Genomic DNA, 13,840 nt, shown 5'->3' on the forward strand with positions numbered 1-13,840 from the left:
TGAAACGTTCCGGTCCGGAACGGATATATTTCAAAATCGACCACCGGCGGGCGTGCTGCTGGTCGTGACGTACTCGGCGGCCGCCAGGACCGGCCTCCGAAACCTCTGTCGTCGCCACGAGTCGGTCGTCACGCGGCGGTTCGGTCGCGCCGCGCTGCTCGACGAGACGGAGTACGCGGCGTTCCTCGCGCTGCGGCTGCGGGAGTCACACGGCGGGGACGTACAGATAGAGCGCACCGAGCCGTTCAACGAGTTCGTCGCCGTCGACGACGCGGTCCGAGAGGCGGCCGCGGCCTACGCCGACCGGTCCGCGAAGTCGACGCCGTACGCCGCCTTCGCGGCGGGGACGGACCACCCGGACCCGGACACGATGCGCGGCAGAGAGCTGTGACCGGGGCGAGGTCGACGCAGTCGGGGTCGAACCGAGAGGACAGCGAGGACGGGTCGGACGCCGTCAGGAGGAGTCCCGCTCCGGGCGAGGTACTCGGACGACTCCCCGCCGACGCCGGGCTCCGGCGACAGCTCGCGGCGGCCGCGCGCTCGCGGGGGCGGACCGCGTCCGTCGCGGGAGAGATCGCGGACATCGAGGCGGAGCTCGCGGGGATCGAGGTCGAACCAGTCGACCTGACGGCGGCGCGGCGGCGGGTCGCCGAGGCGACCGGAGAGATCGAGCGGCTGAAAGAGCGGGTCGCGGCGCTGCGGGGCGATGCGCGAGCGCGCCGCGCGGTCGACGCCGAGACGGACGAGACGCTCGACGACTTGGAGGCGGCGGCCGCGGAGCTGTCGGCCGCGCAGACGGAGGCGATCGCCGCCGAGCAGGCGCTCGAACGCGCGAGAGCCGAAGCCGCCCGCGCCCGGGACGAGCGTCGGCGTCGACTGCGGCTCCGCGACCGGCTCCGAAACCGGCGCGGCGTCGCGCGCCGCGAACTCGCCGAGGCGATGTATCCCGAGTTCCGACGCGCGCTCGCGGTCGTTCCGAGCGGCGATCCGAGCGCGGCCGGGACGGGACCGGGCGCGTACGACGGAGACCCGGTCGCGACGTCGCTCGCGGCCGTCAGGACCGCGGCGCTCGACGGACCGGTCGAGCTGCGCGGCAGCGCGGCGCGGCGGATCGAGGAGTCGGGGCGGAGCCCGCGGTCGCTCCTTCGGACGGCCGATGTTCGCTTTCGAGGCGCGCGCGACGAGCGCTGAACCCGACGGGGGCGGGTTCACCTGAGCGTTAAATACGATTCCGCGGGACCCGGCGCATGGAACTCGACTGGTCCGCCGACCGCGAGGGGGACGCGTCGCTCGTCGGTTTTCGGGTGCGCAACGACGGGGCGGTCCCGCGGCGTGTTCGGATGGAGAGCCGGCTGAACGGTCCGCTGCTCCCGCCGCGGCGCGGCGGCGTCCCCGAAGCCGGGTGGGACGCAGCGGGTGTGACCGCGGTACTCGACCCGGGCGAGCGCGCGGCGTTCGGGTTCGCCGCGCTCGCCGACCCCGTCGACCCGCCGGTCGAGATCGCGAACGTCGAGCCCGTGTCGTCGGACGCCGACGAGGCGCACGAGACGGCCGCAGGCGGGACCGACCTCGCACGGGCGGCGGTCCGGGACCTCGAATCGTATCGGCCGCCGCGCGCCGCCGTGGACGGAGCGGAAGGGCGCCACGGGACCCCGGACGCGGGCGGCGACGCGGGGGCCTCCGGTTCGGACGGGCACTTGCCGGGCCGGGAGGATGCCGAGGGCGACGGCGACGCGGAGAGAGTCGCGGCGCGAGTCGAGCGCGACCCGGACCAGTCGGCTACGCCCGAGTCACCGCGGGGAAGTGCGGCCGGTGGCGGCGTCGACGCGTGGTTCGCGGCCGTCGAGGCGCGGATCGAGCGGGCGGAGCGCCTGACCGACGCCGACCTCGCGGCGGCGACGACGGTCGTCGAGGAGGTCGACGGCCTCGACGGGGCCGGAGCGCTCGACGAGCGCGTCGCGGCCGACGCCGAGCGGCTGCGGGCGGTCCGCGACCGCGCCGCGGCGCTGGCGGACCGCGCCGAGGAGAGCGAGATCCCGGTCGAGGCGCTGGAGGCGCTGGCGTGATCCTCGCGGTTGCGGGCGGGAAAGGCGGCGTGGGGAAGACGACGCTCGCGTACAACGTCGCCGCCGCGCTCGACGCCGTCGTCGTCGACGCGGACCTCGGGATGGCGGACCTGCCCGACGGCCGCGGCCCCGACCTCCACGACGTGCTCGCCGGCGCGGCGGCCCCGACGGAGGCGCTCCGTCCCGGCCCGGTCGACATCGTCTCGTGCGGGCGGACGCTGGCGGGCGCTCGGGCGGCCGACCTGACGCGGTTGGCGGAGGCGGTCGCCGCGGTCGAGCGCGAGTTCGGGACGGTCGTCGTCGACTGTCCCGCCGGACGCCGCGCCGACGCCGGCGTGCCGCTCGCGGTCGCGGACGCCTGCCTCCTCGTCGTCTCGCCGCGCGCGTTCGCGCTCGCCGACGCGATCCGGACGCGAGAGCTGGCCCGAGAACTCGACGCCGGGTTGGTCGGCTGCGCGGTCAACCGCGTGACCGAGCCGCCGCCGGTCGACCCGATCGGCGACGCGCTCGGGGCGCCCGCGGAGGTCGTCCCGGCCGACCCCCGCGTCGGCCGCTCGGTGGCGACGGAGCGGCCGGTCACGACCGCCGCGCCCGAGAGCGAGGCCGCCGCGGCGGTCCGGGCGCTCGCGCGACGCGTTCCGGAGTGAACGCCGGAGGGGGCGCCGCCGTCGCGACGGGCGCGGCGCGACATCGGGCCTTTTTACCTCGGGCGTGCCCTCAGCGAGGACGATGCTCGGAGTCGCGTTCGTCGTCGGCGTCGCGGTCGTCGCCGCGCTCGCGGTCGCCGTGGGGCCGCTGTACGCGACCGACCGGTTCCGCGACCTGCGGGAACCGACGGACGCGGAGCGAGCGCAGATCGTGGCGCTGGCGGAACCGGGCGGACTCGCCGTCGAGCGCGTCGCGATCGAAGCCGTCGACGGCGCGGGCGGGGACGGCGCCGCAGCCGACGGTCCCGCCGAGGTGTCGGTCCGGGGACCGCCCCGTAGACGGGTGCTGTTCCTCACCGAAGACGTGTTGACCGACCTCGACGAGGACGCCGCGGTCGGGCTGTTCGCGGCGGAGGCCGGCCGCGTGACGACGTACTACGCCGAGTTCCGCGCCGTCGCCGTCGGCGCCGTGCTCGGGGCGCTGGCCGCGGTCGTCACGACCCTCGTCCCCTTCGAGTCCGGGTTCGCCGCGCTCGTCGCCGTGGGGCTCGTTTCTTTCTGGGCCGGTCGGCGGGTCCAGTACGCGGCGGACGCCCGCGCCGCGGACGCGGTCGGCGCCGACCGCGTCGCCGACGCGTTCGAGCGCGTCGCGGAGCGCCGCGGCGTCGAGCCGGAGACCGGCGACTGGTCGACGTGGTTCGAGGTACAGCCCCCGCTCGGGGATCGGGTCGCGCGGCTCCGCGAGCGGGCTGCCGACGCGGAGTAACGAGTGAAGGGACCGAGGCGGCCGGGGTCAGTTCCCCGAGCGCTGAGCGACGGCGGAGTCGGGGCCGACGCGGACGTCGTAACCCGCGACGGTGAGGGAGACGTCGGCGTCGGACCGCCCGGCGACGAGCGAGTTCAGCGCGTCGGGGTCGACGTGTTCGTACAGTACCACGCCCTCCTCGGGGAGGTCCGCCGGATCGACGCCGGCGAGATCAGCTATCGCTTCGACGACGGCGAGACTGGGACTGGGACCGCTGCCCCCGTGACGGACGCGGGCCCGCTCCGGAACCGAACCGGAGCCGCTCGATTCGGCCGTTACGCTGCTCATACCCCCCAGAGGCGGATATCACACATAAATCAGTCGTTCAATTTATCATATATGATGCCTTGCCCGCGACAGAGTCTCTGAACCGGGAGCCGGGCGCGTCTCGGTCCCGGAACCGTTACCAACCAGCCGCACGCGTGTAGAGACAACTCGAATGCGACTCCCGGAACGACAGCTCGCGGTCCTCGAGGCCGCGAGCGCGACGGACGAACGAACGGTGGCAGAGATAGCCGCGGAGACCGACCTGAAGCCGGAGACGGTGGCCGGCGCGGCCTTCGACCTCGCCGACGAGGGGCTCGTCGAGGTCGGCTCGGTGACCGACCGGACGCTCGCGCTCACCGACGAGGGGCGGCGCTACGTCGACGAGGGGCTACCCGAGACGCGGCTCTACCGCGCCGGCCGCGACGCGGGGGCCGACGCCGACTCGGTCTCGATGGGCGCAGTCATCGGTGAGGCGGCGTTGGACGGTCCGGAGGTCGACATCGCGCTCGCGAACTTCGCGCGGAAGGGGTACGGGACCGTCGACGGCGGCGAGCTCTCGGTCGACCCCGACGCCGATCCCGACGACGCCGAGGCGACGGCGCTCGCGGCGCTCGCGGAGGCCGACGCCGGCGGGGAGAGTCTCGACGGGGACGCCCTCGACGTTGACGAGGCCGTGATCGATCGGCTCGACTCGCGCGGGCTGATCGCGGTCGGCGAGTCCGTCACGCGGACGGTCCGGCTCACAGACGAGGGCGTCGACGCGCTGATGACCGGCGTGGAGGCGACCGAGACGGTCGGGGCGCTCACGCCTGAGCTCCTCGCCAGCGGCGAGTGGCGGGACGCCGAGTTCGCCGCGTACAACGTCGAGGCAGAGGCGGAGACGGCCCGCGGCGGTCGCAAGCACGTCCTCCGTCGGACCGCCGACCGCGTGAAGGACGTCCTCGTCGGCATGGGGTTCCAAGAGATGGAGGGCCCGCACGCCGACGCCGACTTCTGGATCAACGACTGCCTGTTCATGCCGCAGGACCACCCTGCCCGGACCCACTGGGACCGGTTCGCGCTCGACGTGGACCGCATGGAGTCGATTTCGGACGAACTGATGGCCCGCGTCGAGTCGGCCCACCGCGACGGGTGGGGCGACGACGGCGACGGCTACCACTCGCCGTGGTCGGAGGAGTTCGCCCGCGAGGTCGCCCTCCGCGGACACACCACGTCGCTGTCGATGCGATACCTCTCCGGGGTTGCCGGCGCGGAGCTGGAGCCGCCGCAGCGCTACTTCTCGGTCGAGAAGGTGTACCGCAACGACACCCTCGACCCGACGCACCTCCTGGAGTTCTTCCAGATCGAGGGGTGGGTGATGGCCGAGGACCTCTCGGTGCGCGACCTGATGGGCACCTTCGAGGAGTTCTACCGGCAGTTCGGGATCACGGACATCCGGTTCAAGCCGCACTACAACCCGTACACCGAACCCTCCTTCGAGCTGTTCGGGGAACACCCGGAGACGGGCGAGGAGATCGAGATCGGCAACTCCGGCGTGTTCCGGGAAGAAGTCACCGGCCCCCTCGGCGTCGACTGCGACGTGATGGCGTGGGGGCTCGCCTTAGAGCGGCTCGCGATGCTCACCACCGGCGCGGAGGACATCCGCGACCTCCACGGGACGCTCGCGGACATCGAGTTCCTGCGGGACGCGGAGGTGAGCTACTGATGCCCGTCGTCGACGTCGACCCGGACGAGCTCCGCGAGCTCACCGGTCACGAGGAGAAGGACGATGAGGAGCTGAAGGCGGACCTGTTCGGGCTCGGCCTGGAGTTCGAAGGCGAGACCGACGACGGCATGTACCAGTTCGAGTTCGCGCCCGACCGGCTCGACCGTCTCTCCGTCGAGGGGGTCGCCCGCTCGCTGCGCTACCACTACGGCGACGCGCGAGGCGTCTACGTGCCGAACACGAACGACCCCGAGTGGAGGATCGAGGTCGACGAGTCGGTGCCCGACGAGCGCCCGTACGTCACCGGCGCGGTGGTCCGCGGCCTCGACCTCGACGAGGCGGCGCTGGAGTCGCTGATCCAGCTCCAAGAGAAGCTCCACGCGACGATGGGACGGGGGCGCGCGAAGGGCGCCATCGGCATCCACGACCTCGCGATGGTGAAGGGCGCGCCGCTCCAGGAGGGCGCAGAACCGTCGATCACCTACCGCGGCGTCGACCCCGAGGGCGACACGTTCGTCCCCCTCGACGCGAACGACGAGCTGAGCCCGGCCGCGGTGCTGGAGGAGCACGCCACGGGCGAGACGTACGCCGACCTCGTCACGGACCTCGATCGCTACCCGGCGATCTACGACGAGCTCGGCCTGTTCTCGTTCCCGCCGGTGATCAACGGGAAGCGCACCGAGGTGACGACGGGGTCCCGCGAGCTGCTCGTCGAGCTCACGGGCACCGACCAGTGGACTATCGACCGGATGTGTAACATCATCTGTTACGCCCTGTCGGCCCGCGGCGCGACGATCGAGGAGGTCGAAGTGAACTACGCCGACGGCGCGACGCACCCGAGCGAGTACGGCGCGGAGCTCGTCCGGCCGAACCTCGACATCGATGAGAAGACGGTGTCGCACGAGCGGATCGAGACGCTGCTCGGCGTCGACTTCGAGCCCGAGGAGGTCGTCGACTGCTTCGAGCGCGCCGGACTGGACGCCTCGTACACGCTCGGCGAGGACGTCCGCTACGAGGTGGAGATCCCGCCGTACCGCGTCGACGTGCTCCACCCCCTCGACCTCGTCGACGACGTGGGGCGCGCGTACGGCTTCGACAACCTGACGCCGCGCTACCCCGACGTGGGTACCGTCGGCGGGCGCCACGAGCGCTCCCGGCTGGAGGACGCGGTCCGTACGAGTCTCGTCGGGCTGGGCTTCGAGGATCTGCTGAACTTCCACATGACGAGCGGGACCGAGAACTACGACCGGATGCGGATCGAACCGGGCACGGGCGGCGCCGCGGTCGGAGACGGCGACGGGGTATTCGGCGGCGGCTCCCCCGTCGAGATCACCGAGCCGTACAGCGAGGAGTACACCCAGCTCCGAACGTGGGCCCTCCCGTCGCTCGTCATGCTGTTGGAGCGGAACACCCACAACGCCTACCCGCAGGACGTCGCCGAGGTCGGCTTCGTCGCCGAGCGCGACGACGACGCGGACACGAATGTCGCCGAGTCGCGGCACGTCGCCGGCGCGGTCGCCCGGCGCGACGCCTCCTATGAGGCCGCGAAAGGCCAGCTTCAGGCGCTGTGCGACGACTTCGACGCCGACCTAGCGACACCCCGAGTCGAGCATCCGACGTTCATCGATGGCCGCGCCGCCGCGGTCGTGATCGACGGTGAACGCGTCGGCGTGATCGGTGAGATCCATCCCGCGGTACTCGTCGAGCACGATTTGGAGGTGCCGGTCGCCGCCTTCGAGTTCGACCTCGACGCGCTGCGGTAGACTCTCGACCGGATCACGTACCGACGCCGGACTTTCCGTTCGGTCGGTTCTATCACGGATTATCACGGAGAGTGGCTGGAGCAGAAGACATATATTCCCCTTAGCGCAGTTCCCGAGCATGGACTGCGAGAGATGCGGCGTCGACGCCACACTCACGCACCGGGACGTCGACGGGTTCGCGTACTACCTGTGTGAGGCCTGTATCGGCGGGTGGGACGCGGTTCGGACGCGATCGCCCGAGGCTTCGGACGAGAGTCGCTCGGCCGCGCAGTAGGCCCGAGCACCGGGTCGGCGGCGCGCGGTGACGCCGGGGGGACGCTCGCCAGCGAGAGCGACGCGCAGTAACCCCGACGAGATGCGTGCCCGCGAGAGCGACGCGCGCAGAGTGATCAGTAGGATCGAAACGGAAGGCGGTGATCGGGCCGTCCCCCCACCGCTTCTCGGCAGGGAGCACGCCGACGCGGGGGAATGATCCCTCGACGTGGTCGATGACGGGATCAGTTGTGTGTTGCGAAATCTAGCTCTGACGCTCTTCAGTAGACTGGCGGAACCAGGAGCATTAGTGCCTCTGGCCCGGCAAAAACGGGTATGTATGAAGACCGTCCTGCCTTCGGCCAGAGGCTATCAGAACTTGCGGAACTTGGGGTAATAGAATTTTGGGCCGAGCCGCTCGACGCCATCGTCGAGCGGCGTCTCAAGACGATCTGGGAAGAACGCTCCTGTCCACACTGCGGCGCAGACAACCTCCACGCTCTCAACGGCTCTGACCGCATCTGGTGTGGCCGCTGTGACTAGAAAACCACGTACACGCGAGGGACACCCTTCTACGATTCGGAACTCACCCCAGGTGAGTTCCTCATCGCCTTCATCCTCTACGCTGATACACTCCTCAGCATTACCCAAATCGCTGAACTCCTCTCACCGTGTTACACGACGCTTCACGACCAGCTCAGAGAGTTTGAAACCGCGTTCTGTCGGGGATTTCCGACTGTCTGGGAGCGCATCTCCCAGACAGTCGATGGGCCAACACAGGTCGATGAAACACAGCAGGTGTGTTCGGGCTTCAAAGGCCAAGATCCGCCGCGGAAGGGACTCAACCGCGGCGGGTCGCCCGAGGGTGGACGTACCCGCTGGACAGGGAATCAGGGTGACGAACTGACGCTCGTCGCGGCGTGCCGCGACGTGCTTCGCGTGGTCTCAGCTCAGGAAGGAAGCGACTATGAAGATGACCTTGGGCCAGTTATCGAGGAAGCAGACGACCTCTCCCAGCCGCTGGGAGAGGTCTGGACCGATGGACTGCCAGCTTACCGAGGCATGGAGCACGATCACCAATACGTTGTCCACGACGAGAGGTACGTCTCCGACAAAGGCGTCCACACGAACCAGGTAGAGTGTCTCTGGTCACTGCTCCAACCGTGGTTGGCGAAGTTCCGCGGCCTGTCCAAGCAGGGCTTGGAACAGGCCGCTCGGACCTACGGCTTCCTCCGGTCACTGAACCTTACTGGGGCACCGATCCACAGTCTCGTGGACTGTATCGCTGTCAATGTATTCCGCTAGTTCCGCCAGTCTACCGAAGAGCGTCCAGGCAAGCCGTCTGAGCGATGCCATATCGCCAGACGGCGTCCAATTCCCGGTTAGCTTGACGGAATCCTTCCGTGAGAGCGTCTGAGATAGCCGTCACTCGGCGGCAAAACAAGGCATCTCGTCTTCAACGTCGCGTTCAACTGTGTCGATGCGCTCTGCAAGCGCATCGACGCGGATCTCTTCGCCGCCGTAGGTCACCTGTCGGTTGCTCCGGAGCGGGCCGATCCAGTCTTTGTCGGAGGATTCGATGAGTTCAGGAAGGCCAGAATCGTGGGCGAACCACGAGTCGAAGAGGTAGGTGTCCGCCGGGACACCTACCTCGTCTTCGAGTTCGGTGACGATCTCGCGGGCGAGATCGTACTTGGTGTCGTGGTCTTGGTCATTGTCGTCCTGTTTTTCGTAGAGTCGGAAGGTGAGTGGGTAGGCGGTTTTGTTGTCAGCGTAGAAGGCGTAGATGAGGTCTTGGCCCCAGACAGTGTCACCTTCAGCGTGATCGTAGAAGTGGCCGACGCCGGGGACTTCGTCCCCGGCTTTGTGGGTGATCGTGTCGTCGAGGATGATGTAGCCATCCTTCGACCAGCGTGTTTCACCGTGTTTTTGGAGTTCTTCGAGGCGCTCATGGTTGAATTGTTGTTCGTCCCAGTCGTACTCGGTGAGGAATTTGTTGAGAGCGCGTTTGTCTCCAGCTGGAAGGACTTCGCGTGAGATGCCTGCCACGGTCTTGTTGCTGGCCGCAACAAGACCGGTGGCGTAGGTTTTCGCGTGATGACGTTGAGCTGATGACAGCGATTCGAACTCGTCAAACACACGCGTACACGACAAGAAGTCCGTAATCGGCATCATCCGTCTTCACTACCGCCTACGTCATGCTCCTACTTCAACGTTCAAAGCTGAGTGACAGTATCAGTAGGGAATCTCATCGGAGCTGTAGTTCGAACTAGATAGTGGCGGAGGGGGGTGCGTCCGACAAGACGGGGAGGATGGGAGGCACCTACGCAGCGAGTTCGTTACACCGGTAGAAGCAGCGATCAGTTGGAGCCGAGAGCGGAAAGACGTGGTTCGAACTCCTCCTGAAATTCGTCCATCGCATCCACCCCCCATTCGACCAAGTGATTTCGCTGGTCTGCGGTGAGATCGGTGATGGTCCGATCAATATCTTCAGGCTGTTAGATCCGGGATGCTTGTTTCTCAGGCAACCGTTCCCACTCTAACTCGACGCCTAAATTGCTCTCAATCTCCGTTCGGTCGCGTTTCAGCGCCTCGAATATCTCCTCGTTGCGTTCCTTATCCGACGTGGAGATGTAGAGCTCAACAGAGAACTCGGGCCCCTGGTGGAACACCCAGCCGAATCGGACGCCCCCGATACCGGCACCGAACGTTAGACAGTTCCGAGGTCCGGGCTTGAGTTTGTACCAAGTCGGCCGTCGCTGCGAGTACGCCTCGACCATCTCGGCGAAGAACTGCCGGTAGCTACGCCCGAGGTCGGACAGCGACTCGGTGCTCACCTCGCGTTCCCATTCGTTGGGCTCGACAACGACTTCGAACTCGAACCCACGCTCCTCGGATCCCTCGATACTCACGACGCGGGGTTTGATCGCGAAGAACTTCGCGCCTTTCGGCCCGGTTTCGTTCAACCATTCGAGGACGCTTCGGTGTTCCGGCCGGAACTCCTCGGCGAGCCACATCGTGAACCCGGCGTTCTTTCCCGACGAGTACGTCAGAAGTTTCCCCAAGTGGTCGTGGTCCGTCCGGTTGTATTGATTCTCGATGACGACGGTCTCGCCCGTGTTCATCTCTCGTGCGACGATGTCGGCCGAAAAGTCGCCGACGGCTTCCTCAGCTCGTGCGTCCTCGATCTCTATCCCCAACTCGGACGCGAGCAGGTCGATGTTCTCTGTCAACCATTGCGTGAAGTCCCGCTCTTCGTCCTCCCACACCGAGCGGAGGTCGTGCCCGTGGATTCGCGAGACATTTTGGCCCATGGACATGCGTCTTCGGGAGTTTTGATAAAACGTTGTGGGCCGACTATTCTCGAAGCGACATTCGCTGCGGTCCGTTGCCGGACGCACCCCCCTCCCAGGGTTGCGCGGTCCTGAGACGATGAATACGAGTGTCGTATCGGGTACAGAGCGGTTCTAGGATCGTGGCTCGTTATGAGGACACTAGAACTACAGTCGAGTATCTCAGTAGTTTGCTGGACGCACCCCCCTCTGTCCCCCTTTGCCACCCAAAGCACAGTAGAGCCGAGAGAGAACCGACCACAGCTTTCAGGACGTACACCCGTATCTTAGACAGAAAGACATGTAGGACACGGGGGTTTTATGTATGACACCTGAAAACGGGAGCGTATGAAGGCGTTCGGCGACGAGGACACGATCTTCGAGGACATGGACGTCCTCAACCCCAACGAGCAGACGTATCAGCCCGAGTCGCTGCCGGAGCGCGAGGTGGAACTCGACCAGATCCACTCCGCCCTCCGTCCGGCGACGATGGGCTCGACGCCGCTCAACCTGATCGTGTACGGGCAGTCCGGGCAGGGGAAGACCGTCGGAATCCGCCTCAAGACCGACCAACTTCAGGAGTACGCCGATGATTCTGAGATGGGCCTCACTGTGGTCCACATTCGTTGTAAGGGCATGGACGGCTCCTACCACGTCCTGACACATCTCGTCAAGCGACTCCGTGAGAAGCGATTTGGGCCCGGTGAGGAGCTCCCGAGCGGTCACCAGCGGAAGACTCTCCTCAATATGGTGATCGAGAATCTGGAGAAGGTCGGCGGGACGGTCATCGTTGTCCTCGACGAGATCGATGCCATCGGTGACGACGACTACATCCTCTACGAACTCCCGCGGTCGAATCCGGATGGCGTCCGTCTCTCCCTCATTGGAATTACGAACGACCTCCAGTTCCGCGAGAACCTCGACGCTGACGTCCGGTCGAGCCTCGGTGAAGACGAGGTCCGCTTCGAGCCCTACGACGCTGATCAGCTCCGCAATATCCTCGCACGACGTGCCGCCGGTGCCCTCCGTGACACGTATTTCGAGAACAGTATCGAGGACTACCAGCATCTCCGAAGCGAGATTCTGAGCGACGACACGATCCCGCTTGCCGCGGCGTTAGGCGCACAGGACACGGGAGACGCTCGCGAGGCGATCCGCCTACTGTTCCGTGCGACTCGGTTTGCCGACGATAGGGGCGAGACGACCGTCACAGAAGAGCACGTGCGCGAGGCACGGGACTTCCTGGAGACGAAAGCCATTGAGTCGGGGATTCAGACACTCCCGAACCAGCGAATGCTCGCGCTCATGGCAGTCACGTATCACGGAATCCAAGGCGACACACCCGTGACGACGACACCGATCTACACTCAGTACAAGACCTTCTGTGAGTACGCGGACGTGAACGCGCTCTCAAACCGCCGGTTCCGTGACCGGCTCAATGATCTCGCCGATACGAACGTGCTCAACAAGCGACAGGGACGAGGTCGTGGCGACGAAAATCAGTATTCGCTGGCAGTCGATCTTGATACGGCACTCGAGAATCTCCCGAAGGAATCGGAGCGCCTCGGAGATGTCGCAACTGTTCTCCGAGAACAGGATGGTGTTACAGCCGATTAATTCCCGAATATTATCCAGCTAGGGTAACCGATAGCCCACTTAGAGAGAACGGAGAACCAATATCAGTCGATCACATCGGGTTTGAGTGAAAGTGTCTGCTTGGGAAGAGTGTGGAACCTACCGAAGCAGACAACGAGATAGAGGAAGAGCATCTTCTTAATTTTGTCGTCAACAGCCTCGATGAAGAGCTTGAGATAGACATCGACGAGAACGTCAAGGTCACGACAGAGACGTTGTACGAGGTCCTCGCCGGCGCCAGCGCCGGCGGGGCCTCGATCAATCACGTCTGCGAAACGACCGAAGGCTCGCCACACGCCAACACCGTCCGAGGACATCTCACCGAGCAGTTTGAACTTGACTCCGTTGAGGCGGTTGGCGACACGCTACTTCAACGAGATGCGCTTGAGACGCTTCCAGATCGACCGGTGGAGGCCTGTGCAGACCTCCACCTCGACCCCTACTACGGCGATGAAGACGAAACAGAAGCGCTGTACTCCTCACAAGCGAAACGGGGAACGACGACGTTTCACGCGTACGCGACGCTGTACGCGCGGGTACGCAACAAACGGTACACGCTGGCGGTGCGCCAGCTTGTCGCTGGCGACACCACCAGCGACGTCCTTGGTGAGTTTCTCGAGCTCCTCGACGGCCTTGACCTCAGCGTCAAGGCCGTCTATCTCGATCGCGGGTTCTACAACAGCACCTGTCTTGGGCTGTTGTCCACGCACAACTACGCCTACGTGATGCCGATCGTCAAGTGGGGTGAAACGATCCAAGACGAACTCAGTAGAGGCTGGAGCCGCGAGATCGAACACGAACTCGCCGGCAAGGTAACGTTCCCTGTGTTCATCGACTGCGTCTACCAACAGGGACGATACGACGAACACGGGGTGGCGCGTCACGGCTACGCCGCTGACGCGCCGTTTATCGACACGCCACGAGATGCCCGAGAACACTACAGCAAGCGCTTCGGCATCGAGTCGAGCTACCGATTAGCCAAGCAGAGCCTCGCATTCACCAGTTCTCAGGACGCTGGGCTACGGCTGGTGATGTTTGTGGTGAGCCTACTGCTCCAGAATAGCTGGCGGTATCTACACTGGCGGTACGTGGCGGCGCCCCGCCGCGGGGGGCGCCGCCTCTGGCAGTGGTCGTTCACGGAGTTTTGCGAAATGACGCTTCGCGCAGCTTGGACAGCGCTTGGTGTCCGCAGGTCCGTTCCAGCGAATCAACCGCTTGACGACCGGTTCTTCCGGTAGCTGTCCGTCGGGTCGGACAGCGGTCGTCAGTGGCGACACTGTCGCGTCGGCGGCAGTCCGCCGCCGACAGCGACGGTCCATCCCGAAAATTATGCTCACCAGCGGTTCGAAGATCCTCCACAGCTAGTTC

The 13,840-nt window shown here is 66.2% G+C and carries 12 protein-coding genes and 2 pseudogenes; 11 read left to right on the forward strand and 3 right to left on the reverse strand.

Annotation, left to right across the window (positions count from 1 at the left end; genetic code table 11):
- Positions 1–52: 52 nt before the first annotated feature.
- The 5 genes from EXE52_RS06795 to EXE52_RS06815 all read left to right on the forward strand — a co-directional run bounded on the left by EXE52_RS06795 (position 53) and on the right by EXE52_RS06815 (position 3,479).
- Positions 53–391 carry a hypothetical protein gene (locus EXE52_RS06795; protein ID WP_094552277.1) on the forward strand — a complete coding sequence of 113 codons (339 nt, stop codon included), beginning with the start codon at positions 53–55 and terminating at the stop codon, positions 389–391.
- Entirely contained in the window at positions 388–1,191 is an 804-nt protein-coding gene (locus tag EXE52_RS06800) for a hypothetical protein (RefSeq protein ID WP_137703575.1), read from the forward strand. The genes EXE52_RS06795 and EXE52_RS06800 overlap by 4 nt, the downstream gene beginning before the upstream one ends.
- Positions 1,192–1,247: 56 nt before the next feature.
- A complete protein-coding gene (locus EXE52_RS06805; protein ID WP_094495178.1) occupies positions 1,248–2,066 on the forward strand; it encodes a hypothetical protein in 819 nt (272 codons plus the stop codon).
- The gene (locus tag EXE52_RS06810; protein ID WP_137703576.1) at positions 2,063–2,713 is read left to right on the forward strand and encodes a P-loop NTPase; all 651 of its coding nucleotides are present in this window, start codon (positions 2,063–2,065) and stop codon (positions 2,711–2,713) included. Before EXE52_RS06805 ends, EXE52_RS06810 begins: the two co-directional genes overlap by 4 nt.
- Before the next feature lie 82 nt (positions 2,714–2,795).
- Positions 2,796–3,479 carry a peptidase gene (locus EXE52_RS06815; RefSeq protein ID WP_137703577.1) on the forward strand — a complete coding sequence of 228 codons (684 nt, stop codon included), beginning with the start codon at positions 2,796–2,798 and terminating at the stop codon, positions 3,477–3,479.
- Positions 3,480–3,506: 27 nt separating this feature from the next.
- Here the strand turns inward: EXE52_RS06815 and EXE52_RS06820 are convergent, their stop codons facing one another.
- Entirely contained in the window at positions 3,507–3,806 is a 300-nt protein-coding gene (locus EXE52_RS06820) for a HalOD1 output domain-containing protein (RefSeq protein ID WP_049932767.1), read from the reverse strand.
- 151 nt (positions 3,807–3,957) lie between these two features.
- Between EXE52_RS06820 and EXE52_RS06825 the strand changes: the two genes are divergently transcribed.
- The 4 genes and pseudogenes from EXE52_RS06825 (at position 3,958) to EXE52_RS06835 (ending at position 8,810) form a co-directional block, all read left to right on the forward strand.
- Positions 3,958–5,490, forward strand: coding sequence for a phenylalanine--tRNA ligase subunit alpha (locus tag EXE52_RS06825; RefSeq protein WP_089308463.1), 1,533 nt, complete (start codon positions 3,958–3,960; stop codon positions 5,488–5,490).
- Positions 5,490–7,253: a phenylalanine--tRNA ligase subunit beta gene (pheT, locus tag EXE52_RS06830; protein ID WP_137703578.1), complete on the forward strand. Its 1,764-nt coding sequence runs from the start codon at positions 5,490–5,492 to the stop codon at positions 7,251–7,253. The genes EXE52_RS06825 and pheT overlap by 1 nt, the downstream gene beginning before the upstream one ends.
- 118 nt (positions 7,254–7,371) lie before the next feature.
- On the forward strand, positions 7,372–7,527 hold the full coding sequence (locus tag EXE52_RS18265) for a hypothetical protein (RefSeq protein WP_155120046.1): 156 nt from the start codon (positions 7,372–7,374) through the stop codon (positions 7,525–7,527).
- A 314-nt stretch (positions 7,528–7,841) separates the two neighbouring features.
- Positions 7,842–8,810: pseudogene (locus tag EXE52_RS06835) on the forward strand (IS1595 family transposase).
- 144 nt (positions 8,811–8,954) lie between these two features.
- Here EXE52_RS06835 and EXE52_RS06840 read toward each other — a convergent pair.
- Positions 8,955–9,680 (reverse strand): annotated as a pseudogene (locus tag EXE52_RS06840) (transposase); the annotation flags it as partial.
- A gap of 323 nt (positions 9,681–10,003) precedes the next feature.
- Entirely contained in the window at positions 10,004–10,819 is an 816-nt protein-coding gene (locus tag EXE52_RS06845; RefSeq protein WP_241988212.1) for a DUF4268 domain-containing protein, read from the reverse strand.
- A 366-nt stretch (positions 10,820–11,185) separates the two neighbouring features.
- On the opposite strand from EXE52_RS06845, the gene EXE52_RS06850 reads away from it, so the two are divergent.
- Together EXE52_RS06850 and EXE52_RS06855 are read left to right on the forward strand one after the other, a co-directional pair.
- Positions 11,186–12,454: a Cdc6/Cdc18 family protein gene (locus EXE52_RS06850; RefSeq protein ID WP_094519892.1), complete on the forward strand. Its 1,269-nt coding sequence runs from the start codon at positions 11,186–11,188 to the stop codon at positions 12,452–12,454.
- A 110-nt stretch (positions 12,455–12,564) separates the two neighbouring features.
- Complete coding sequence (locus EXE52_RS06855) at positions 12,565–13,710, forward strand: ISH3 family transposase (protein WP_137703579.1); 1,146 nt, start codon at positions 12,565–12,567, stop codon at positions 13,708–13,710.
- The last annotated feature ends 130 nt before the right edge of the window (positions 13,711–13,840 follow it).

Source organism: Halorubrum sp. CGM4_25_10-8A, assembly GCF_005435025.1.
Classification (GTDB): Archaea; Halobacteriota; Halobacteria; order Halobacteriales; family Haloferacaceae; genus Halorubrum; species Halorubrum ezzemoulense.

What these genes read in the sequence shown, in the direction of transcription:
- EXE52_RS06805 (WP_094495178.1), top strand. Translation starts at nt 1,248, where the DNA reads ATGGAACTCGACTGGTCCGCCGACCGCGAGGGGGACGCGTCGCTCGTC.
- EXE52_RS06815 (WP_137703577.1), top strand. Translation starts at nt 2,796, where the DNA reads ATGCTCGGAGTCGCGTTCGTCGTCGGCGTCGCGGTCGTCGCCGCGCTC.
- EXE52_RS06820 (WP_049932767.1), bottom strand. Translation starts at nt 3,806, where the DNA reads ATGAGCAGCGTAACGGCCGAATCGAGCGGCTCCGGTTCGGTTCCGGAG.
- EXE52_RS06825 (WP_089308463.1), top strand. Translation starts at nt 3,958, where the DNA reads ATGCGACTCCCGGAACGACAGCTCGCGGTCCTCGAGGCCGCGAGCGCG.
- pheT (WP_137703578.1), top strand. Translation starts at nt 5,490, where the DNA reads ATGCCCGTCGTCGACGTCGACCCGGACGAGCTCCGCGAGCTCACCGGT.
- EXE52_RS18265 (WP_155120046.1), top strand. Translation starts at nt 7,372, where the DNA reads ATGGACTGCGAGAGATGCGGCGTCGACGCCACACTCACGCACCGGGAC.
- EXE52_RS06845 (WP_241988212.1), bottom strand. Translation starts at nt 10,819, where the DNA reads ATGGGCCAAAATGTCTCGCGAATCCACGGGCACGACCTCCGCTCGGTG.
- EXE52_RS06850 (WP_094519892.1), top strand. Translation starts at nt 11,186, where the DNA reads ATGAAGGCGTTCGGCGACGAGGACACGATCTTCGAGGACATGGACGTC.